The 19,600-nt window shown below is 68.3% G+C and carries 16 protein-coding genes; 3 read left to right on the top strand and 13 right to left on the bottom strand.

All coding sequences use genetic code 11. The features are described 5' to 3' along the window. Positions 1 to 26: 26 nt before the first annotated feature. The gene (locus tag B5X82_RS21845; protein WP_176152664.1) at positions 27 to 1,124 is read left to right on the top strand and encodes an anhydro-N-acetylmuramic acid kinase; all 1,098 of its coding nucleotides are present in this window, start codon (positions 27 to 29) and stop codon (positions 1,122 to 1,124) included. 39 nt (positions 1,125 to 1,163) lie between these two features. Further along, on the top strand, positions 1,164 to 1,331 hold the full coding sequence (locus tag B5X82_RS26855) for a hypothetical protein (RefSeq protein WP_176152663.1): 168 nt from the start codon (positions 1,164 to 1,166) through the stop codon (positions 1,329 to 1,331). A 27-nt stretch (positions 1,332 to 1,358) separates the two neighbouring features. On the opposite strand, the gene B5X82_RS21840 is transcribed toward B5X82_RS26855, so the two are convergent. The 4 genes from B5X82_RS21840 to B5X82_RS21825 form a co-directional block, all read right to left on the bottom strand. Beyond that, a complete protein-coding gene (locus B5X82_RS21840; RefSeq protein ID WP_079650300.1) occupies positions 1,359 to 2,534 on the bottom strand; it encodes a vWA domain-containing protein in 1,176 nt (391 codons plus the stop codon). Beyond that, the gene (locus B5X82_RS21835; RefSeq protein ID WP_079650299.1) at positions 2,534 to 3,811 is read right to left on the bottom strand and encodes an MFS transporter; all 1,278 of its coding nucleotides are present in this window, start codon (positions 3,809 to 3,811) and stop codon (positions 2,534 to 2,536) included. The genes B5X82_RS21840 and B5X82_RS21835 overlap by 1 nt, the downstream gene beginning before the upstream one ends. A gap of 259 nt (positions 3,812 to 4,070) precedes the next feature. Next, entirely contained in the window at positions 4,071 to 4,505 is a 435-nt protein-coding gene (locus B5X82_RS21830; RefSeq protein WP_079650298.1) for a glycine zipper 2TM domain-containing protein, read from the bottom strand. Between the two features lie 161 nt (positions 4,506 to 4,666). Continuing rightward, complete coding sequence (locus B5X82_RS21825) at positions 4,667 to 5,098, bottom strand: glycine zipper 2TM domain-containing protein (protein ID WP_079650297.1); 432 nt, start codon at positions 5,096 to 5,098, stop codon at positions 4,667 to 4,669. 145 nt (positions 5,099 to 5,243) lie between these two features. On the opposite strand from B5X82_RS21825, the gene B5X82_RS21820 reads away from it, so the two are divergent. Then, positions 5,244 to 6,218, top strand: a complete 975-nt coding sequence (locus B5X82_RS21820) for a glycine zipper 2TM domain-containing protein (protein ID WP_079650296.1) — start codon at positions 5,244 to 5,246, stop codon at positions 6,216 to 6,218. A gap of 76 nt (positions 6,219 to 6,294) precedes the next feature. Here B5X82_RS21820 and B5X82_RS21815 read toward each other — a convergent pair whose 3' ends face one another. From B5X82_RS21815 to B5X82_RS21775, 9 genes are all read right to left on the bottom strand, one after another. Beyond that, entirely contained in the window at positions 6,295 to 7,347 is a 1,053-nt protein-coding gene (locus B5X82_RS21815; RefSeq protein ID WP_079650295.1) for a ribonucleotide-diphosphate reductase subunit beta, read from the bottom strand. Between the two features lie 11 nt (positions 7,348 to 7,358). Further along, a complete protein-coding gene (locus B5X82_RS21810; RefSeq protein ID WP_223811241.1) occupies positions 7,359 to 7,568 on the bottom strand; it encodes a hypothetical protein in 210 nt (69 codons plus the stop codon). Between the two features lie 143 nt (positions 7,569 to 7,711). Then, positions 7,712 to 7,951 (bottom strand): hypothetical protein, encoded by a 240-nt coding sequence (locus B5X82_RS26850; RefSeq protein WP_079650293.1) that lies wholly within the window; start codon positions 7,949 to 7,951, stop codon positions 7,712 to 7,714. 112 nt (positions 7,952 to 8,063) lie between these two features. Further along, positions 8,064 to 10,046, bottom strand: a complete 1,983-nt coding sequence (locus B5X82_RS21800) for a ribonucleoside-diphosphate reductase subunit alpha (RefSeq protein WP_079650292.1) — start codon at positions 10,044 to 10,046, stop codon at positions 8,064 to 8,066. Positions 10,047 to 10,619: 573 nt separating this feature from the next. Beyond that, a complete protein-coding gene (locus tag B5X82_RS21795) occupies positions 10,620 to 13,832 on the bottom strand; it encodes an autotransporter outer membrane beta-barrel domain-containing protein (RefSeq protein ID WP_079650291.1) in 3,213 nt (1,070 codons plus the stop codon). A 176-nt stretch (positions 13,833 to 14,008) separates the two neighbouring features. Next, the gene (locus B5X82_RS21790) at positions 14,009 to 16,438 is read right to left on the bottom strand and encodes a TonB-dependent receptor domain-containing protein (protein WP_079650290.1); all 2,430 of its coding nucleotides are present in this window, start codon (positions 16,436 to 16,438) and stop codon (positions 14,009 to 14,011) included. Next, on the bottom strand, positions 16,411 to 17,373 hold the full coding sequence (locus B5X82_RS21785) for a FecR family protein (RefSeq protein ID WP_079650289.1): 963 nt from the start codon (positions 17,371 to 17,373) through the stop codon (positions 16,411 to 16,413). The genes B5X82_RS21790 and B5X82_RS21785 overlap by 28 nt, the downstream gene beginning before the upstream one ends. A 41-nt stretch (positions 17,374 to 17,414) precedes the next feature. Further along, on the bottom strand, positions 17,415 to 17,927 hold the full coding sequence (locus B5X82_RS21780; RefSeq protein ID WP_079650288.1) for an RNA polymerase sigma factor: 513 nt from the start codon (positions 17,925 to 17,927) through the stop codon (positions 17,415 to 17,417). A 151-nt stretch (positions 17,928 to 18,078) separates the two neighbouring features. Then, complete coding sequence (locus B5X82_RS21775) at positions 18,079 to 19,482, bottom strand: hypothetical protein (protein ID WP_079650286.1); 1,404 nt, start codon at positions 19,480 to 19,482, stop codon at positions 18,079 to 18,081. Positions 19,483 to 19,600 lie beyond the last annotated feature (118 nt).

Genomic DNA, 19,600 nt, shown 5'->3' with positions numbered 1-19,600 from the left:
GTGCGATCGCGCCGAAAGAATGGCGCATGACGAAGATGCTGGCCGTGGGGCTGATGTCGGGCACCTCGCTCGATGGGATCGATGCCGCGCTGATCGAGACGGACGGGGCAGGGCATATCCGGCCGATCGCCTTCCGCTCCGATCCCTATGCCGCCCAGGCGCGCGAGCAGTTGCGCGAGGCAGCGGCGCTGGCCCTGAGCTTCGACGCGCCGCGCGCGAGCCCGAAGATCGCCGCGGCCGAGGCGATGCTGACCGACCGCCATGTCGCGGCGGTGCGTCAGCTCCTGGCGACGGCGCGGGTCGAGGCGGGGCAGGTCGACGTGATCGGTTTCCATGGACAGACGATCGCCCACCGTCCCGATCGGGGCTGGACCTGGCAGATCGGCGACGGCGCCGCGATGGCGCGGGCGCTGGGCATCCGCGTGGTCAACGACCTGCGGTCGGCCGATGTCGCCGCGGGCGGGCAGGGGGCGCCGCTGCTGCCGGTCTATCACCGCGCCCTGACCGCAGGGATGGACGGGCCGGTCGCGGTGCTCAACCTCGGCGGGGTCGCCAACATCACCTGGCTCGGCGCGGGGGAGGACGAGCTGATCGCCTTCGACACCGGCCCGGCCAACGGCCTGATCGACGACTGGATGCTGCAGGAGACGGGATCACCCTATGACGCGAACGGCGCCTTTGCGGCGCGTGGCATGGTCGACCGCGCGGTGCTCGGCGCGATGCTCGACAATGACTGGTTCGACGCGCCGCCGCCCAAGTCGCTCGATCGCGCCGACTTCACCATCCAGCCGACGCGGGGCCTCTCCGCCGCCGACGGCGCGGCGACCCTGACCGCCTTCACCGCCGAGACGGTGGCGCTCGCGCTGCGCCACCTGCCGGTCCCGCCCCGCCGGCTGATCGTCGCGGGCGGCGGACGGCACAATCCGACGCTGATGAAAATGATAGCGACCGCTACAAAAATAACCCCCGAGCCGATCGAGGCGCTCGGCTGGAACGGCGACGCGACCGAGGCCGAGGGCTTCGCCTATATGGCGGTGCGTTCTCTGAAAGGGCAGGCGATCAGCTTCCCGGGGACGACCGGGGTGGCGGCGCCGCTGACCGGAGGCGTGACGCACCGGCCCTGATTCCGCCCCAACCCGTCATGCCAGCGAAGGCTGGCAGACATGGACCCCAGCCTGCGCTGGGTGACGGGTCGCGAATACCGTCATGCTGAACTTGTTTCAGCATCCACCCAGCCACTCAGGCTGGCCATGCGGCATGAGCGCATGTTCCGAAAGAAGCCCGAATTCCGTGTCAGCCTCCCGGTGGATGCTGAAACGAGTTCAGCATGACGAAGCTCTCGCCAGCCTTGTCCCGCCTCACTTCTTCCGCGCCAGGCTCCGCATCGCGTCCTCCAGCCCGGACAGGGTCAGGCCGAACATGCGGTTGTGCATGATCTCGCGGATCATCCGGGTCGACTGGGTATGCATCCAATAGGCCTCGGGCGTCGGGTTCAGCCACACCGCCGAGGCGTAGACGTTGAGCAGCCGCTTCAGCCAGACCTCGCCTGCCTCCTCGTTGAAATGCTCGACCGACCCGCCGGGCTGGGCGATCTCATAGGGGCTCATCGACGCGTCGCCGACGATCACCAGCTTATAGTCGTGGCCATATTTGTGGAGGATGTCCCAGGTCGGCGTGCGTTCCTGGAAACGACGGCGATTGTCCTTCCACACGCCTTCGTAGATGCAGTTGTGGAAGTAGAAGAATTCGAGATGCTTGAACTCGGCGGTCGCCGCCGAGAACAGCTCCTCGCATAGCTTGACGTGCGGATCCATCGATCCGCCGATGTCGAGGAAGAGCAGCAGCTTGACCGCGTTGCGCCGCTCGGGCCGCATGTGGATGTCGAGGAAGCCGCGCCGCGCGGTGCCGTCGATCGTGCCTTCGAGATCGAGCTCGTCCGCGGCGCCCTCGCGCGCGAAGCGGCGCAGTCGGCGCAGCGCCACCTTGATGTTGCGCGTGCCCAGCTCGACATCGTTGTCGAGATTCTTGAACTCGCGCTTCTCCCACACCTTGATCGCGCGCTTGTGGACGCTCTGTCCGCCGATCCGCACGCCTTCGGGATTATAGCCCGAATTGCCGTAGGGCGACGTGCCGCCGGTGCCGATCCACTTGCTGCCGCCCTGATGCTTGCCCTGCTGCTCCTCGAGCCGCTTCTTGAGCGTCTCCATGATCTCGTCCCAGGAGCCGAGCGCCTCGATCTTCGCCATCTCCTCGGGGCTCAGATATTTGCGGGCGACCGCCTTCAGCCAGTCCTCGGGGATCTCGTGCCCCTCGCCGGCCTGGTCGAGCACGCCGCGGAACACCTTGCCGAACACCCGGTCGAAGCGGTCGAGCAGGCCCTCGTCCTTCACATAGGTGGCGCGGGCGAGATAATAGAATTCCTCCGGCGACCAGCCGATCACGTCGCGGTCCATCGCCTCGAGCAGGGTGAGATGCTCCTTGAGGCTGGCGGGAATGCCGGCCGCGCGCAATTCGTCGAGGAAGCCGAAGAACATCAGCCGACCTTAGCGTCGTGATGCCGCGTCCACCAGAGCGCGGCGAGGCTGACGATCGCCGACCCACTCAGATAATAGCCGACATAGCCGAGGCCGCCATGGTCGGTCAGATATTGCGCGACCGCGGGCACCGGCGCGGCGCCGAGGATGCCGGCGATGTTGAACGTCATCGACGCGCCGGTGTAGCGCACGCGCGGCGGGAACAGCGACGGCAGGAAGGCGCCGAGCGGCCCGTAGACGAAGCCCATCATGAACAGCGCGAGCATCAGCCACAGCGTGATGATCCTGAGCTCGGCGCTCAGCAGCATCGGCCCCATCAGCAGGCCGGTCGCGATCGTGCCGACACAGCCGGCAATCAGGACGTAGCGCGGGCTTTTCACGTCGGACCACCAGCCCGCCAGCAGGATGCCGCCCGCCATGAACAGGATGGAGACGAGCTGGACGCCGAGGAAGGTCTCCTTGGCGATGCCGAGATTGCTGGTCGCATAGCCGAGCGCGAAGGCGGTCGCGAGATAATAGGTCGCGAAGCAGGCGATCGCCGCGAAGGTGCCGGCGATGGTCGGGACGAGATGGTCGCGGAACAGCTCGGCGATCGGCACCTTGGCGGGTTCGGCCTCGGCCATGGCGGCCTTGAACGCGGCCGTCTCGGTGAGCTTGAGCCGTACCCACAGGCCGACGCCGACCAGCACCGCCGATCCGAGGAAGGGCAGGCGCCAGCCCCACTCCATGAATTGCTGCTGGGTCATCGCCAGGCCGAGCAGCATGAACAGCCCGTTCGCCGCGATGAAGCCTACCGGAGCGCCCAATTGCGGGAACATGCCGTAGCGGCCGCGCTTGCCGGGCGGGGCATTCTCGACTGCGAGCAGCGCCGCGCCGCCCCATTCGCCGCCGAGGCCGAAGCCCTGGCCGAAGCGCAGCAGCGCGAGCAGGAAGGCGCCGAGCCAGCCGGCCGTCTCATAGGAGGGCAGGAAGGCGATCAGCAGCGTCGACAGGCCCATCACCATCAGCGATGCGACGAGGGTCGACTTGCGCCCGATCCGGTCGCCGAAATGGCCGAACGCCCAGGCGCCGAGCGGCCGCGACAGGAAGGCCAGGCCGAGCAGCGTGTAGGACCAGATGAGCTGGGTCTGGTGCGCGAAGCCGCCGAAGAAGAGCGGCCCGAACACCAGCGAAGCCGCGGTCGCGAAGATGTAGAAATCGTAGAACTCGACCGACGTGCCGGTCAGGCTCGCCAGCAGGATGCGGCGGGTCGACGGCCTGGCTTCGCTGTCTGCCATGAAAATCCCCTCTCGTCGCGCCGGATTGGCGCGACGGAGGGGCAGGGTCAAGCGTTACGCAACACGCAACTGGTACTGAGCTCGGCTCGTCATCCGCCCCAATCTCTCCCTCCCCTTCCGGGGAGGGATGAAAGGGTGGGGTACGGAGTCGAGGGGCTCGATGCCCCTCGGCGGAGTTCTGCGGGACGAGGAAGTGGGCTCGCTGCGCTCGCCACCCACCCCCAACCCCTCCCTTGAAAGGGAGGGGGGAATTAGGGCATCACCGGCACTTCACCTCGCCGCGATCGATCGAGCGGCCGAGCAGCGCGCCGGCGCCGGCGCCGAGGATCGTGCCGAGGGTCGACGAGCGGCCGTTGTCGAGCGCGTTGCCGAGCAACCCGCCGCCGACCGCGCCGATGATCAGGCCCGTGGTTCCGTCCGAACGGCGGCAATAGTAACGGCCGTCATTGCCGCGATAGATGCGGTCGTTCCGGGTGAGCCGGCGTTCCCGATAGTAGCGGCCGTCGCGATAATAGCGGTCGGCATAATAGCGGTCGCCATGGCGCGGGTCGGGCCGGTTCCAGTCGTAGCGGCGGCTCTCGCGCCAGTCATGGTCGCGTCGTCCGTGCGCCGGCGCCCAGGGCGGCGGATCGGCCATCGCGACCGTCGGAACGGCCGAGGCGATCAGCGCTGCGGCGAGGATGAACTTACGCATGTTGTTTCTCCCGTCCAACAATGGGACGGGGGCAGAACGACAGGCATGCGACAAGGTTGCATGAACCGAAAACTACAATCGGTTCATCGCGCGGACAGCCATGTGGACGGAGGAAAAACGCCTGAAATCAGGAATCTATCCCTGCAGCTGGACGAGAGCCCTCATTGACACTTCGCCGAGCGCTGCTCCACCTGGCGGCCGAGCAGGGCGCCGCCGCCCGCGCCGACGATGGTACCGAGCGCGCGGTGGCGGCCGCCGTCGATCACGTTGCCGAGCAGCCCGCCCGCGACCGCGCCGAGGATCGCCCCGGTCGTGCCACTCGGCTTGGGGCAGTCGACCCCGGCGACGGGGGCGTCCGCCTCGCCATCGGCCTGGCCATGTTCCTCCCAGCGTTTGGCCTCGGCTTCGCGCATGTCGGCCTTCTCGGCTGCCGGGTCGGCGGCGATGTCCTTGTCGAGCCAGTCGTCAGGCAGCCGCGTCATCCGCGCACCCTCATGCTCGGCATCGGCGGCGGGAATGTCGACGGCAAGGGCGGGAGCGACCGGCAGCGTGGCGCCGGCGGCGATCAGGGCGGCGAGGACGAACGAACGCATCGGCGCTTCTCCTTTGTTCCTTCATCGTCACGACCATGTCGGCCGTCAAGCGCACCGATCCCGAATTTCCCCGGTCCCGTCGCGGGAACCGCCTCCTTGTCCGTGGGTTCTCGGCAGGGACGATAGATTGTTTCGGGAGAGTGACATGCACAGGTTCACGATCGCAACGGCCGTTGTCGCGCTGGCCGGCGCCCAGGCGGCCGGCGCCGAGACCGTCTGCAAGCAGGACAATACCGGCCGCACCGTCGCCACCATCGCGGGCGCAGGCATCGGCGCGATCCTCGGCCGGGTGATCGACGGCGGCCGCCACAAGGAGGTCGGCACGATCGTCGGCGGCGTCGCGGGCGGCGTCGCCGGCAACCAGCTCGCCAAGGACAACAAGTGCGAGGTCGCCTACGGCTATTATGACGAGAGCGGCCGCTGGCACGCCAACCGGATCGGCGACCGCGCGCCGCGCGGCTATTATGATCGGAACAATCGTTGGGTCGACGGGCCTCCCAACGGTTATTACGACCGCAACAACCGCTGGGTCGCGTTCGACGGCGACGCGCAATATTCGGGCTATCGCGACCGCGACGGCCGCTGGGTCCCGGTGGGGGTGAGCGGCTATTACGCCGCCGACGGCGAGTGGGTGCAGGCGAATGCGCCTGGCTATTACGACACCCGCGGCCGCTGGGTCGCGGGTCCGACATCGGGCAGCTACGACGCCAATGGCCGCTGGATTCCCGGCAGCCGCGGCGGCGATCCGGTGGGCTATTGGGAAGCGCGCAGCGCGCCCGGCTATTATGATGCGAACGGTCGCTGGGTGCGCGGCCAGACCATGGGCTATTATGACGCGCGCGGCCGCTGGGTCTCGCAAGGGCCGGTCAACGTTGCCGCCCGCAACATGGACGTCGACACCCGCGCCGCCCGGATCGAGCAGCGCATCGATCGCCAGCGTGCCCGTGGCATGATCAGCAAGAGCGAAGCCCGTCGCGCCCAGGCCGAACTCGCCTCGATCCGCCGCGACGAAGCCAATATGCGCCGCTCGGGCAACCGCTTGACTGCGAACGAGGAATCGGTGCTGCACCAGCGGCTCGACCGGCTATCGCAGCAGCTCCGCGCTGATCGGGAGGGGTGAATCTCACCCCATGTTTCCGTCATTCCCGCGAAAGCGGGAATGACGGAAGAGGGGGAAGAAAACCCCTGAAGAAAGCTTACTCCGCCGCCACCCCGGCATGGCCGAACAGCCCGCCATCGGCATTGTCCTCGTTGGCGGCGGCTGCGTTCTTGGCCTTCATGCGGTTGTCGAAGGCGTCCCAGACGTCGCTCCACTGGCCCTTGGTCGCGGCCTTCGAATATTCGGTCGCGCGCGTCTCGAAGAAATTGGCGTGCTCGACGCCGTTGAGCAGCGGCGCCAGCCAGGGCAGGGGATGGTCCTCGATCATGTAGATCGGCTTGAGGCCGAGCTGCCCCAGCCGCCAGTCGGCGATGTAGCGGACATATTTCTTGATGTCCTTCGGCGTCATGCCGTTGACCGGGCCCATCTCGAACACCAGGTCGATGAAGGCGTCCTCGATCCGCACCGTCTTCTGGCACATGTCGAGGATGTCGTCCTTGACCGACGCGGTCAGGCAGTCGCGCTCCTTCACGAAGGCGTGGAACAGGCGGACGATGCCCTCGCAGTGGAGCGTCTCGTCGCGGATCGACCAGGTGACGATCTGCCCCATGCCCTTCATCTTGTTGAAGCGCGGGAAGTTCATCAGCATCGCGAAGCTGGCGAAGAGCTGGAGCCCCTCGGTGAAGCCGCCGAACATCGCCAGGGTGCGGGCGATATCCTCGTCGGTGTCGACGCCGAAGGTCGCCAGATAGTCGTGCTTGTCCTTCATCTCCTTATACTGGAGGAAGGCGCTGTACTCGGTCTCGGGCATGCCGATCGTGTCGAGCAGGTGGCTGTACGCCGCGATGTGCACCGTCTCCATGTTGGAGAAGGCGGTCAGCATCATCTTGATCTCGGTCGGCTTGAACACCCGGCCGTACTTGTCGTGGTAGCAGTCCTGCACCTCGACGTCGGCCTGGGTGAAGAAGCGGAAGATCTGCGTCAGCAGGTTGCGCTCATGGTCGGTGAGCTTTTGCGCCCAGTCGCGGCAATCCTCGCCCAGCGGAACTTCCTCGGGCAGCCAGTGGAGTTGCTGCTGCCGCTTCCAATATTCGAACGCCCACGGATATTCGAAGGGCTTGTAGGTGCGGCTGGCCTGAAGAAGCGGCATGGGACGACCTTTCAGCTATAGAAGACGATAAACGCGGCGAGCGCGAACATGACGACGGTGCTCAGGCCCTGCCGGAGCGCGAAACTCTTGAGGTCGGCGGGCGTGTCGGTGAACCCGCCCGTGCCTTTCTTCACCTTGCGCAGCCGGACCAGCGCGACCAGCAGCAGCCACAGGCAGAGCAGGCCGACAAGCGCCGACGCGACGGCGATGATCAGGGGCACCGAAACATCCATCGATCAGTCTCGGCCCACCGGTTCGGAAGCATGCGACATCCGATCGCTCCACCCTGTAGATCGGGATTTCCGTCCCGTGATTCAAGCACTTCGCAGGCCAAGTCCCCTGCCGTCGAAGCGCGTCGCCCATCCTATGCCAAGCCGGACTCGGCGACAAATGTTTTTCCGAGGTTTTCCACAAGAGCTTGTGTGTCCGGCTGCGCATCATACACCATGGCTATGTTTGGGGGATGTTTCGCTTCGCCCTTTACGTCATGCCAGCCCCTCGACTGCCTGCAAGGCAGGCTCTCGGGATGAACTTCAGCCAAAGGCTGAAGGCTGGCATCCATGTCTGTCTTCTTCTCAGATGCCATCTGGCCGATGAGAGACATGGACCCCAGCCTTCGCTGGGGTGACGTATGAGGAGATCGGGGGGCTCCGAAACGAAACGGCCGCGTGATCGTCTCACGCGGCCGTCCCGAACACTCGTTCAGTTCCGTCCGCCTATTGGCAGGCCAGGCATTCGTCATAGTCCTTGGTTTCGAGCTCGATCTGCTTGAGGTCGGGGGTGTTGTCCGCCTCGACCCCGCCCGCGAAGCCGGCACGCTGGACCGACTTGGAGCGGAGATAGTAGAGCGACTTGATGCCCAGTTCCCAGGCGCGGAAGTGGAGCATCAGCAGATCCCACTTCTCGACGTCGGCCGGGATGAACAGGTTCAGCGACTGCGCCTGGTCGATATAGGGCGTGCGATCCGCCGCGAGATCGATCAGCCAGCGCTGGTCGATCTCGAAGCTGGTCTTGAACACGTCCTTCTCGTCCTGGGTCAGGAAGTCGAGATGCTGGACCGATCCGCCCTTCTCGAGGATCGAGTTCCACACCGCGTCCGAGTCCTTCGACTTCTCGGCGAGCAGCTTCTGCAGATAGGGGTTCTTGATCGAGAAGCTGCCCGACAGCGTCTTGTGGGTGTAGATGTTGGCCGGGATGGGCTCGATGCAGGCGCTGGTGCCGCCGCAGATGATCGAGATCGACGCGGTCGGCGCGATCGCCATCTTGCAGCTGAAGCGCTCCATCACGCCCAGGTCGGCGGCGTCGGGGCACGGCCCGCGCTCGCTGGCCAGCAGCATCGAGGCCTCCGCGGCGGCGGCGGCGATATGCTTGAAGATGCGCAGGTTCCAGCTCTTCGCCATCGCGCCCTCGAAGGGCAGGCCGCGCGCCTGGAGGAAGCTGTGGAAACCCATCACGCCCAGGCCCACCGAACGCTCGCGGCTGGCGCTGTACTTGGCGCGCGCCATCTCGTCCGGCGCGCGGTCGATATAGTCCTGCAGCACATTGTCGAGGAAACGCATCACGTCCTCAATGAAGCGCTTGTCGCCGTTCCACTCGTCCCAGGTCTCGAGGTTGAGCGAGCTCAGGCAGCAGACCGCGGTGCGGTCCATGCCGTGCTGGTCGCGCCCGGTCGGCAGGGTGATTTCCGAGCAGAGGTTCGAGGTCGATACCTTCAGCCCGACGTCGCGGTGATGCTTCGGCATCATCCGGTTCACCGTATCGTTGAACACGATATAGGGCTCACCGGTGGCGAGGCGGGTCTCGACCAGCTTCTGGAACAGGGCACGGGCGTCGACCGAGCCGCGCTTCGATCCGTCCTTCGGGCTGACCAGATCCCACTCGGCGCCGTCGCGGACCGCTTCCATGAAGGCGTCGGTCAGCAGCACGCCATGGTGCAGGTTGAGCGCTTTGCGGTTGAAGTCCCCCGACGGCTTGCGGATCTCGAGGAACTCCTCGATCTCCGGGTGCGAGATGTCGAGATAGACGGCAGCCGAACCGCGGCGCAGCGAGCCCTGGCTGATCGCGAGCGTCAGCGAGTCCATCACCCGGACGAAGGGGATGATGCCCGAGGTCTTGCCGTTGAGGCCGACCGGTTCGCCGATGCCGCGCACCGAGCCCCAATAGGTGCCGATGCCGCCGCCGCGCGACGCCAGCCAGACATTCTCGTTCCAGGTGTTGACGATGCCCTCGAGGCTATCGTCGACCGAGTTGAGATAGCAGCTGATCGGCAGGCCGCGCCCGGTGCCGCCGTTCGACAGGACCGGGGTGGCCGGCATGAACCACAGCTTGGAGATATAGTCGTAGAGGCGCTGGGCGTGCGGCTGGTCGTCGGCATAGGCCGACGCGACGCGCACGAACAGGTCCTGATAGCTTTCGCCAGGCAGGAGGTAGCGGTCGGTCAGCGTCTCCTTGCCGAAGTCGGTGAGCAGCGCGTCGCGGCTGTGGTCCACCTCGATCGGGTAGAGCTGCGGACGGATCTCGGTGCTGCCGGTCGACACGCGGGCCTTCGCCGGCGCGGCCGCCTTGGCCTCGCCGTCGGGCGCCTTCGCTTCCGCCCCGGACGCGTCCGCGGGCTTCGCCGCCTTGGCGTCCTTCGTCGGGGAATCCATCGTCGTCGCCACGTCGCTCGAGCTCACTTCGCTGCTGCCAGAAAGGTCCATATGCCCGCCTCCGCACATCCGTTTGGAACAGGCCGGCCAGGCGACCCTGTTCGTGATCCGTTCGACACAGGCGTACCTTGGAAGATAGTGCGTCCTCGGCGCGATACCAGCGCCGATTTGACCTTATCCCCGGTATTCACAACGCTGCGAACGGCCATCCGTCCGGAGCTGAGCTCCCGAACGTGATCCACCATCTCTAGCGCTGCCCCTGTTGCCTTACACAACCTATAGTGCCTCATCTGAGTCACAGTTCAAGAGTCAAAATGACGGTTCGGGGACTCGGCTCGTCGCATCGACGAAACGAGTTCCGACCCCCTTGACGCGACGGAATAGTGAGTCGGTTCAGCCACTTGGCCTCCAGGGCGGAACGAAGGCGCAACAAAAGAATCTGTGGATGGAATTTTTGAATCGCGCACGGCCTGAAAAAAATCCCCCGCCCGGGACGGGCGGGGGACCAGATGCGGGGGTACGCACATGAGTTGGGGTGGGTAGCGGCGGGGGGGCCTCGTGCCGCTTTCGATGGGGAGATCACCCACCCCGTCCCTCCTCAAAGGAGGGAAACCGTCCTGTCCGTCAGAGACCGACCACCAGGCTGGCGCGCAGCGAGATGGCGGCGCGGCCCTGCTGTTCCTCCGCACCGGCCTCGCCGCCGATCTGGAAGCCGTTGCCGCCGCCGACCGCACGAAGCTTGCCGATCCAGCCGCTGGTGCGCTTCTCGGGCTCCAGGGTGAAAGCGGTGCCGCCGGCGAAGCGCGCGGTAGTCGAGCCCAGCGACCCGCCGACCAGCTCGCGCCGGCCGCCTTCGGCCTCGATCCGGAACCAGCCGGCTTCCTCGTTCTGGCCGCCGAAGTCGAAGCCGGCCGCGACCGTGCCGCTGACCGCCAGCTCGTCGCTCTTGCGGCCGCCCACGATCAGGTTGAAGGCGTCGCCGCCGCCCTTCTCGGCATAGCCGTCCTCCTTCAGCCGGTAATAGTCGAGCGCCGCCTTCGGCCGGACGCTGAACGATCCCATCTGCAGCGTATAGGCCGCGCCGGCCGCCGCCGAGATCAGCTTGCCGTTCCACCGGCCCTTGGCGCGGCGCTCGACCGTGTCGTTGCCCAGGCTGCCCTGGAAGACGCGTTCGCCCTTGAAGTCGACATGGGCGTAGCTGGCGCGGGTCCAGCCCTGGAAGGGGCCCCAATAGCCGCGCCAATAGGCGCCGATCTCATATTGGCCGGCATCGACCTTGTTGTCGGTGCCGCCGTCGGCATCCTTGCCGTAGAGATAGGCAAGCGAGATGCCGAAGCTGCCGAGGTCGGTCTTGATCTCGCCGCCCGTCGCGACGCCCCAGCCGGTGATGTCGTAGGAGGCGGTGTCGCCCAGCCCCTTCGACGTGCCCCAGCCGACCTGCTGGATCCAATAGCCCCATTTGCCCATGTCGGCGAAGGGGGCGTTCGGATCGGCCAGGAAGCCCGCGGTCGCGCGCGACCCCATCGTCACCGTCTCGAACGCGCCGCCGGCGTGATCGGGCAGCATCTGGCGGACCTTCTTGCGGAAGGCGTCGCCGTCATAGGTCTCCAGATAGACGCCGGCGACCTTGGCGTCCTTGCCGAGCGCGGCGAATATCGCGTCATAGGCGGCTGCCTGCGAGCGGTTGAGGCCGAGCTCGGTCGTGGTCTTGCGCTTGACGTCGATCGCCAGCTCGTTCGACGAGACCGTGGCGACGCTGCCCTTGTACATGAACGGCAGCAGCGCGTCGCTCGCCGCGACGTTGGATGCGCCGGTCACCGTCCCGGCCTTCAGGAAGGTGTAGCGGCCCTCGGCGCCGGCAATGCCGTTGAGGCTGACCGCGACCTTGGAGCCCTGGGCGAAGCTCGCCTCCCCCGCGACCTGGTAGAGCGTGCTGCTCTTGCTCGCCACGTCGATCGTGACGCCGAGCGTGCCCGAGCCGCTCACCGCGAGCGACTGGATCGCGGCGGTCGACTTGCCGATGTCGAGCGTGCCGCCGTTGACGGCGACCGCCAGCCCCTGCGCGTTGGAAAGGGCGCCCCGGAACCTGGCGCCGCTGTTCACGGTCAGCCTGTCGCTGCCGCCGCCGAAGTCGACGTCGCCATTGTGGGAAGAGGTGCCGCTCAGGGTCATGACGTCGTTGCCGCCGCCGAAGCCGACCTTGCCCGCATAGGTCGCGTCTCCCGACAGCAGCAGGCTGTTGGAGCCGCCGCCGAAGCTGGTGTCGCCGGTCACGCTGCCGTCGGCGATGTCGAACACGTCGTTGCCGCCGCCGAAGCGGACGTTGCCGACGATCGACGGCGCATTGGTGCCGCTCGCGACCACCGTCTGGCCGATCCGCGCGCCGCGGTCGTTCGCCGACAGGTCGATCGCGATGTTGCCGCCGGCGGAGGCGCCCGTCGCGGAGATCGTACCGCTGTTGTTGACGATGTCGACCTCGCCCGACCGGTCGAGGATCGCGGTCGCCGTCGCGCCGTTGGCCGATGCGGTGCCGCTGGCGACCGCCTTGATCGTGCCGCTGTTGGTGATCTCGGCGGTGAAGGCGCCCTGGTCGATCTGCAGCGCCACCGTCTTCGCGTTGGCGGCGTTGGTGCCCGATGCCTGGACGACACCCATATTCTTGATCTCGGCCACGGTCGCGCCGTCGCCGACCCGCAGCGCGGTGGCGTTGGCGCCCGAGGCGCTGATGGTGCCACGATTGGTCATGCCGCCCGCGATCGTCACCGCGCCGCCCTGGCCGCCGATCACCATGCCGCTGCCGTCGACCCCGGCATAGGTGCCCGCGCCCTGGATCGTGCCTTCGTTGACCAGGCCGTGCCCGTCGGGATTGCCGGCCACGGCGCCCAGGGTGACGGCATGGTCCGCCGCACCGATCGAGACGGCCGGGGCGGCGCCGTAGGAGGCGATCGCGGCCGAGCCTTCCTTGGCGTCGTCGATGCCGTCCTTGTCCTCGTCATTGTCGGTGGTGCTGTTGTCCTTCGGCGGCACTGCGAAGATGACGCCGCCGGTGACGTTTCCGGCGATACGGACGGCCGGGCCGCCCTGCAGCAGGTCGTCGGCGTCGAGCTTGCTGGTGTCGCTCGGCGGGGTGGTGCTGCGGTAGCCGGTCGAGGTGATAGCACCCTGGATCACCAATGCGCCGGCGATGTTGCCGTCCAGCGAGGCGCCGACCGCATTCTGGCCGGTCGCGGAGATCGTGCCGGCGATGCGGACGTTGCCGGTCACGTCGCCGGCGCGGATGCCGACCGAGCGGTCGCCGACCACCGCGATCGTGCCATCCTGGGTGAGCTTGCCGGTCAGCGGGCCGTCGAGCCGGATGCCAGCCGAATCCTTGCCCTCGATCGCGATCTGGCCGCTGTTGACGACGTCGCCGGTGAAGGCGCCGGCGGTGCGGATGCCGATCCGCCCGGTGCCGACCGCGAGCGGGCCGTCGAGATCGCCGTCCTTGTCGCTGTCCTCGGGGGCGTAGGTCTCGTCGAGGATGATCTTGCCGCCGGCGGCGTTGGTGATCGATCCGGCGGCGCCGGCCTCGGCGCGGATGCCGGTGCTGTTGTCGAGGTTGGTGGCCTGGATCGTGCCTTCGTTGACGATCTTGTTGGCGCTGTCGAGCACCACCGCGGACCCCGCGGTGGTCGGCACGACCGAGCCGGCTGAGGTGATGCGGATGTCGTCGGCGGCGCCGGCCTTGATCGTCGAGGTGCGGATCGTCGCGGTGCGCTTGTCGCCGACGGTCGTCTCTGCATGGACGGGCACGGCGGCGATCGCGGCGAGGCAGGTGGAGGCAAGCAGGTAGCGCATCGAGTTTCCATTCCCTTTGTCGTGGGGAAGGGATCGCGTCCTTCCTTCCCGCATGACCGGAAGACGGGGCCGATGCGCCGGAGCCTTGGAAGATTTTTGCCTTTTCGTCGTGCCGGCGGAGGCCGGCATCTCAGGCGGCTCCTGCCCGACCTTCTCTCCTCTCCCCCGAGAAAGGCTCAGAAGCTCTTGTCGAGGCCGATGCGGATGGTGCGCGGGCGCAGCGGGGTGATCTGCCGCCCGCCCGACGCCTGGAAGGGAGTGCCGAGCGCGAAGCGGTTGCCGATCGCGTCGGCGAGGTTGGTGACGCCCAGGCTGACACCGAAATCGGGCCGCCCGATGCGCGCGGTCAGCGCGGTGTCGAGATAGTCGCCCTGGAGGTCGCCGAGGATCGGGCCGATGCCCAATCGCGACTTGCCGATATAGCGGACCCAGCCGTTGAGCCGCAGCTCGATCGCGTCGGAGACCGGGGTGCGATAGTCGAAGCCGATCCGCGTGGTGAAGCGCGCGACGTTGGGGATGCGGCTCTGCCCGCCGGTGAAGGCGCCGGTCTTGTCGCTGACCGCCGCCGAGGCGAGCGCGAACAGCAGCGACGGCGACGGATCGGTGACCCGGCTGTCGTTGTAGGTCGCGGCCGCGTCGAAGATCAGGCCGGGCAGCGGCGCCCAGCCCATCGCCGCGCTCAGCGAATAGATGCGGCCGTCGCCGATATTGTCGGTGGTGGGCAGCCCGCCGCTGTCGATGAAGTCGGCCTGGATGTCCTGCCAGTCGGTGTAGGACAGGCTCAGCGACAGGTCGAACGGATCGTCGCCGCGCACGCCGTAGCGCAGGCCCGTCTCCATCGTCGCGACATGATCGTTGCGGAAGCGGCGGACGAAGCCGCCTTCGATGGCGAGGCCGCCGGGCCGGAACCCCTGCTGGTAGCGCGCATAGACGATCAGCCGTGGCAGCAGCGCGGCCGAGACCGAGGCCGATGGCAGCAGCCTGCGCTCCTTGCGGCTGGCGACGATCGCCGCGCGCGCCGCCTCCAGCGTGGGGGAGAATACCGGCAACGGATCGTCGGCGCCGCCGCCCAGCTTCGACCAGGTGTAGCGCGCGCCGCCGGTGACGGTCAGCCCGCGTACCGGCTCGATGCTCGCCTCGCCGTAGATCGTCGTCTCGCGGATGCGGTTGGACACGCCGGTGACCGCGACCGGCACGCCGACCGGGCCGAGCGACCGGTCCAGATCGGTACGGTTGTGGGTGTAGCTGGCGCCGATCACCCAGCCGAAGCCGTCGCGGGTCGGCCGCCACAGCCGGTTCTCGGTCGCGAACATCCGGGTGCGGTTGCGCTGGGTGAACAGCCGCTCCACCCCGTTCATGCTGGCGTCGTAGCGCTCGTCCAGCTTCTGTCGGACCAGCCCGGTCGAGGAGAGGAAGGAGAGGTCGTCCCAGCTCTTGGCGACGACCAGCTCGCCCAGCTTGTAGCTGGCGTCGAAGCCGCCAGGGGTCCGGCTCGATCGCTTCAGACCGCCGAGGCTGCGGTCGGCATATTGGCTGTCGCGGCCCTCATTGTCCTGGTAGACGCCGCCGATGTCGACGGTCCAGCCGTCGCCCGCGTCGATCCGGAGCGTCGCGCGGCCGCCGGCGATGCGGGTGCGGTTGATGTCCTTCTTCTGTCGCCAGACATCGTCGATATAGCCGCCCTCGCGCAGACCGTAGGCGACCGCGCGCAGCGCCACCCGGTCGCCGGCCACCGGCAGGTTGAGCATGCCGCCGAGATCGCCGGAAGGATCGCCGTGCGCGGTGACCGAGGCGCCGGCCGAGAGCGCGCCGCCGAACTGGCTGAGCCGGGGCGGGTTGCGGACGATGCGGATGATGCCGCCGAGCGATCCGGCGCCGTAGAGCGTGCCCTGCGGCCCTTCGAGGATCTCGACCGACTGGATGTCGTAGAGGCGCAGGTCGGGATCGGGCGCATTGTAGGTCAGCCGCATGTCGCCCAGATACTGGCCCACCGTCGCCTGGGTCGGCCCGGTGAAGCTCGAATCGGCGATGCCCCGGATGAACAGCTTGTTGCGGCCGGCGCCGAGATGGGTCGAGGACAGGCTGGCGACGCGGGCCAGCACCGATTCCATTCCCTGTTCGCCGCCGAAGGTCAGGTCGGCACCGTTGAGGATGCTGACCGACCCTGGGAAGTCGCGCAGCCGGGTGTCGCGCTTCGAGGCGGTGACGATGATCGGCGGCTCCTCGCCCTCGACGATCGCGGCGGGGGGCGAGGGGCGGGCGGTGCGGCGCGGCGCGGCGACATCGCGCGCGGCAACGATGCGGAAGCTCCGGCCGTCGAGGACGACGAGCCGGGCGCGGCTGCCGCGCAGCAGCCGGCGCAGCGCGTCCTCCGCGCTCATCCGGCCGCGCAGCGGCGCCACCCGCATCGCCCAGATCGATCCGTCGGCGACGCTGATACTGGCCCCGGTCTGTGCCGCCAGCGCCGCCACGGCGTCGCTCAGCCGGCCCGCCGGCAGGTCGAGCGCCGCCCTTTCCGCGGCGCTGGCAGGGGCGGCCGCGACGAGCAGCGGGATGCTGGCGAGGGCGAGGGCGCGCTTCACGGGGTCCGGGGCGACAATATCCATTCCCGCCCGCTGCGGCGGACGTCGACGTCGAGCAGCGCTGCCAGCCCGGCGACGTCGTGGTCCCGGCCCAGGCTCAGCACGCCGCGGAAGCGTTGGCCGGCGACGCGCGGGTCGGCGCGCACCGTCTCGCCCGACCAGCGGCTGAGGTCGGCAGCGACGTCGGCCATGGTCTGGCCGTCATAGATCAGCCGTCCCTCGCGCCAGCCGGCGACCGCGTCGGGCGCCACCGCGGCGAGCTCGATGTGCGGATCGCCGTCGACCGCGCGCAGGCGGCGCCCGGCGTCGAGCCGCACCGCCTCGCTGTCGGGATTGTAGACGACCGCGCCCTCGGCGACCTGGACGGCAGTGACGCGGCCGTCGCGGACGACGTTGAAGCTGGTGCCGACGTCGACCAGCGTCGCATCGCCGACCAGCACCTTGAACGGCGCCTTTTCGTCATGGACCACGTCGAACAGCGCCTCGCCCCGATCGAGCGTCGCGTGGCGCGCGTCCTTGCGGTCGAGGGTGATGCGGGTGCCGCCGTTGAGCGCGATCCGGCTGCCGTCGTCCAAGGTGACGGTGCGGCGCATGCCGGGCGCGGTCTCGATCTGGTAGAGCGACGGCTGGCGCTCGATCATGCCGAAGCCGACCAGGCCCGCGACCGACGCGGCGATCGCGCCGCCCAGCCAGGCGCGGCGGGTGAAACCCGCGCGCCGCAGCGGGACGACATTCGCGGGAGCCTCGGCCGGAACCGGTGGCGCGGCCGCCAGCAGCCCGGCCGCCAATAGCCCAGCCATGTCCTGATCGGCGGTCGCCAGGCGATGATAGGCCTCGGCCCGCGCCGGATCGGCGGCCAGCCATGCCTCGAATTCCTCCCAGCCGTCGAAGCCGGGGTCGCGCAGGCGGATCACCCAGTCGAGTGCCGCGGTTTCCATATCGTGCCTGTCCTCAGCCATGAAAAAACGGCTCCCTGATAGACAGGACGGAATCGACCGGCTCATCCCTCATCGAAGCGGCTCCTCAGCTCGATCATCGCGCGATAGGCGCGGCGCAGGTCGCTTTCGACCGTGCTGATGCTGACGCCGAACTCGCCGGCGATCTCGCGCTGGCCGACCCCATCGATGCGGTGACGGCGGAAGATCGCGGCGGGCCGCTCGCCCAGTGCGTCGAGCGCCGCCTGGGCGAGGCGGAGCTGCTCGCGCGCGATCAGCCGCCGTTCGGTCGAGGGTTCGTCGGACTGGCCGGGGACGGTGGTGGCGGCCTCGGTCCAGTCCTGGTCGCGCTTGCTCGCCTGCTGCTGCGATCGGTAGCGGTCGAGCATCAGGTTGTTGGCGGCGCGGTAGAGATAGGAGAGCGGCTGGGCGATCGGCCCGGCCGGTGCCGACGAGACCTTCAGCCACAATTCCTGTAGCAGGTCCTCGGCCGCGTCGCCTGCCCCGTGCGCGCGCAGGAAGGCGAGCAGCCGGTCCCGGCTCGACAGGAAGACGGCCTCCAGGCCGGTGCTGCTCATGTCCCCGCTCGCTTCTCCGCAGACGGAATTGGGGTCTGGGCCCCTGGGGATGGCGCTGTACACGGCGCGACGGCATGGTGCCAATCACTTCGTGGAGCACCGGCCCCCCTTGCCCCAGACGGTTTCGAAACCGGAACGCCTTGGCCCGATCTCATCGCACCCGCTCGTATAATTGCCAGTCCATGCCCGACAATCCGGCGGCATGGCCCGCGGCGACCGGGCGAAAGGCCGCGCCGCAGCGCAGGGCCGCGAGCGGCAGCGACCGGGTGCCGTCGCTCGACAGATAGACGAAGCGGGCGGGCGCGCAGCTCTCCACCGCGAGGAGCTGATAGACCCGCGAAGCCGCCGCGCTTTCGAGCACCGCGCTGTCGCCGCCATGGTCGAGCATCACCGCCGCGCCGCCCGGCGCCCGGCTGATCATCGCGTCGACGGCCTTGCCGGGGTCGCCACGCCGGCTGCCGACGATCGCGGTGTCGGCGACCAGGCCGGCGACCAGGATCATGCCGGCCGCCACCGCCGCCGGCTGCTTCTGGCGCGCGATCAGCGCCGCCAGCAGATCGGCGATCAGCAGCAACAGTGCCATCGAAACGAGCAGATAATAGCGGGGGAGGGCGCTGCCCTCCGGCCGGAGCAGCGCCACCAGCAGCGGGAGGCCGAGGATCGCGATCAGGAAGAAGGGCGCCCGGTCGGCGAGGGCTCCCTTCCGCCGCACCGTCAGGGGAAGCAGCAACAGCGCCAGCATCGGCAAGCCGATCAGCGGCGTCCAGCCGATCGTGAAGGCCAGCATGTGGACGAGCGCGTCGAGGAAGGCCGGCCAGGAGAAGGCGGCATGGCCGCCGATGAGCAGCCCGTCCGCGCCGGCATAGGTTCCGAGCAGGATGAGGAGGAGCGCCGCGACCACCGCCGCGACCGGCCCGCCCATCAGCCATAGGGTGGCGGCGAGCGCGCGGCCGGCTGGCATGTGCCGCCCGCGCTCGATCAGCACCCAGCCGCTCAGCGCCGCGACGCCGTACAGCATCGACATATCGGCGAGCGTGCCGAGCAGCCCGGCAAGGCTCAGCCATGCGGCGGCGTGGCGCGGTGGCCGGCCGAACAGCGCCCGATCGACGATCCAGATCGAGACGAGCAAAGCCAGCAGCATCACCGCGTGGCCGCTCGCCTCGGACCCGTAGGTGACCAGGATCGGCGAGATCGCGGTCATCGTCGCGGTCAGCAGCGCGGCCCCCGGTCCGCGTCGCAGCCCGATCAGTCCGGCCACGCCGATCCCTGCGGCACCGCAGGCGATCGACAGCGCACGGCCGAGCAGCGGCGAACCGCCCCAGCCGACGAGTTGCAGCCAGGCGATGGTGAGCAGGTCGCCATGGCCGTGGCCGATGGCGAGCAGCATTTCGCCAGGTGTCCGCGCCTCGCGCGCGAACAGCGCGGTCCAGGCCTCGTCGAGCCAATAGTCCCCACGCGCCGCGCCAATACGCAGCGCAAGGCCCAGCGCGATCGGAAGCGCCAGGGTCAGCCGGATTTTCCAGCCGGAAGGAGGATTCGGATCGTCGCCCACCATCGCCGCTTCTATCGGGATCGCGCAGCCATGCCAGCCTTCCTTGTCTCATTCCCCCCTGTCATCGTTCCCGGCTAAGCTGCACCCGCAGCGTCGCATGGCGATTCGGCGGAATCCACCG

The organism is Rhizorhabdus histidinilytica, assembly GCF_900167915.1.
GTDB classification, from domain to species: Bacteria; Pseudomonadota; Alphaproteobacteria; order Sphingomonadales; family Sphingomonadaceae; genus Rhizorhabdus; species Rhizorhabdus histidinilytica.
Note: the sequence above shows the minus strand (reverse complement) of the source record. Positions and strands in the feature narration are given on the sequence as shown.

Bases quoted from the DNA above. Each gene is read 5' to 3' on its own strand.
- B5X82_RS21845 (WP_176152664.1), top strand. From the start codon at position 27: ATGACGAAGATGCTGGCCGTGGGGCTGATGTCGGGCACCTCGCTCGAT.
- B5X82_RS26855 (WP_176152663.1), top strand. From the start codon at position 1,164: ATGGACCCCAGCCTGCGCTGGGTGACGGGTCGCGAATACCGTCATGCT.
- B5X82_RS21840 (WP_079650300.1), bottom strand. From the start codon at position 2,534: ATGTTCTTCGGCTTCCTCGACGAATTGCGCGCGGCCGGCATTCCCGCC.
- B5X82_RS21835 (WP_079650299.1), bottom strand. From the start codon at position 3,811: ATGGCAGACAGCGAAGCCAGGCCGTCGACCCGCCGCATCCTGCTGGCG.
- B5X82_RS21830 (WP_079650298.1), bottom strand. From the start codon at position 4,505: ATGCGTAAGTTCATCCTCGCCGCAGCGCTGATCGCCTCGGCCGTTCCG.
- B5X82_RS21825 (WP_079650297.1), bottom strand. From the start codon at position 5,098: ATGCGTTCGTTCGTCCTCGCCGCCCTGATCGCCGCCGGCGCCACGCTG.
- B5X82_RS21820 (WP_079650296.1), top strand. From the start codon at position 5,244: ATGCACAGGTTCACGATCGCAACGGCCGTTGTCGCGCTGGCCGGCGCC.
- B5X82_RS21815 (WP_079650295.1), bottom strand. From the start codon at position 7,347: ATGCCGCTTCTTCAGGCCAGCCGCACCTACAAGCCCTTCGAATATCCG.
- B5X82_RS26850 (WP_079650293.1), bottom strand. From the start codon at position 7,951: ATGTCTCTCATCGGCCAGATGGCATCTGAGAAGAAGACAGACATGGAT.
- B5X82_RS21800 (WP_079650292.1), bottom strand. From the start codon at position 10,046: ATGGACCTTTCTGGCAGCAGCGAAGTGAGCTCGAGCGACGTGGCGACG.
- B5X82_RS21795 (WP_079650291.1), bottom strand. From the start codon at position 13,832: ATGCGCTACCTGCTTGCCTCCACCTGCCTCGCCGCGATCGCCGCCGTG.
- B5X82_RS21790 (WP_079650290.1), bottom strand. From the start codon at position 16,438: ATGGATATTGTCGCCCCGGACCCCGTGAAGCGCGCCCTCGCCCTCGCC.
- B5X82_RS21785 (WP_079650289.1), bottom strand. From the start codon at position 17,373: ATGGCTGAGGACAGGCACGATATGGAAACCGCGGCACTCGACTGGGTG.
- B5X82_RS21780 (WP_079650288.1), bottom strand. From the start codon at position 17,927: ATGAGCAGCACCGGCCTGGAGGCCGTCTTCCTGTCGAGCCGGGACCGG.
- B5X82_RS21775 (WP_079650286.1), bottom strand. From the start codon at position 19,482: ATGGTGGGCGACGATCCGAATCCTCCTTCCGGCTGGAAAATCCGGCTG.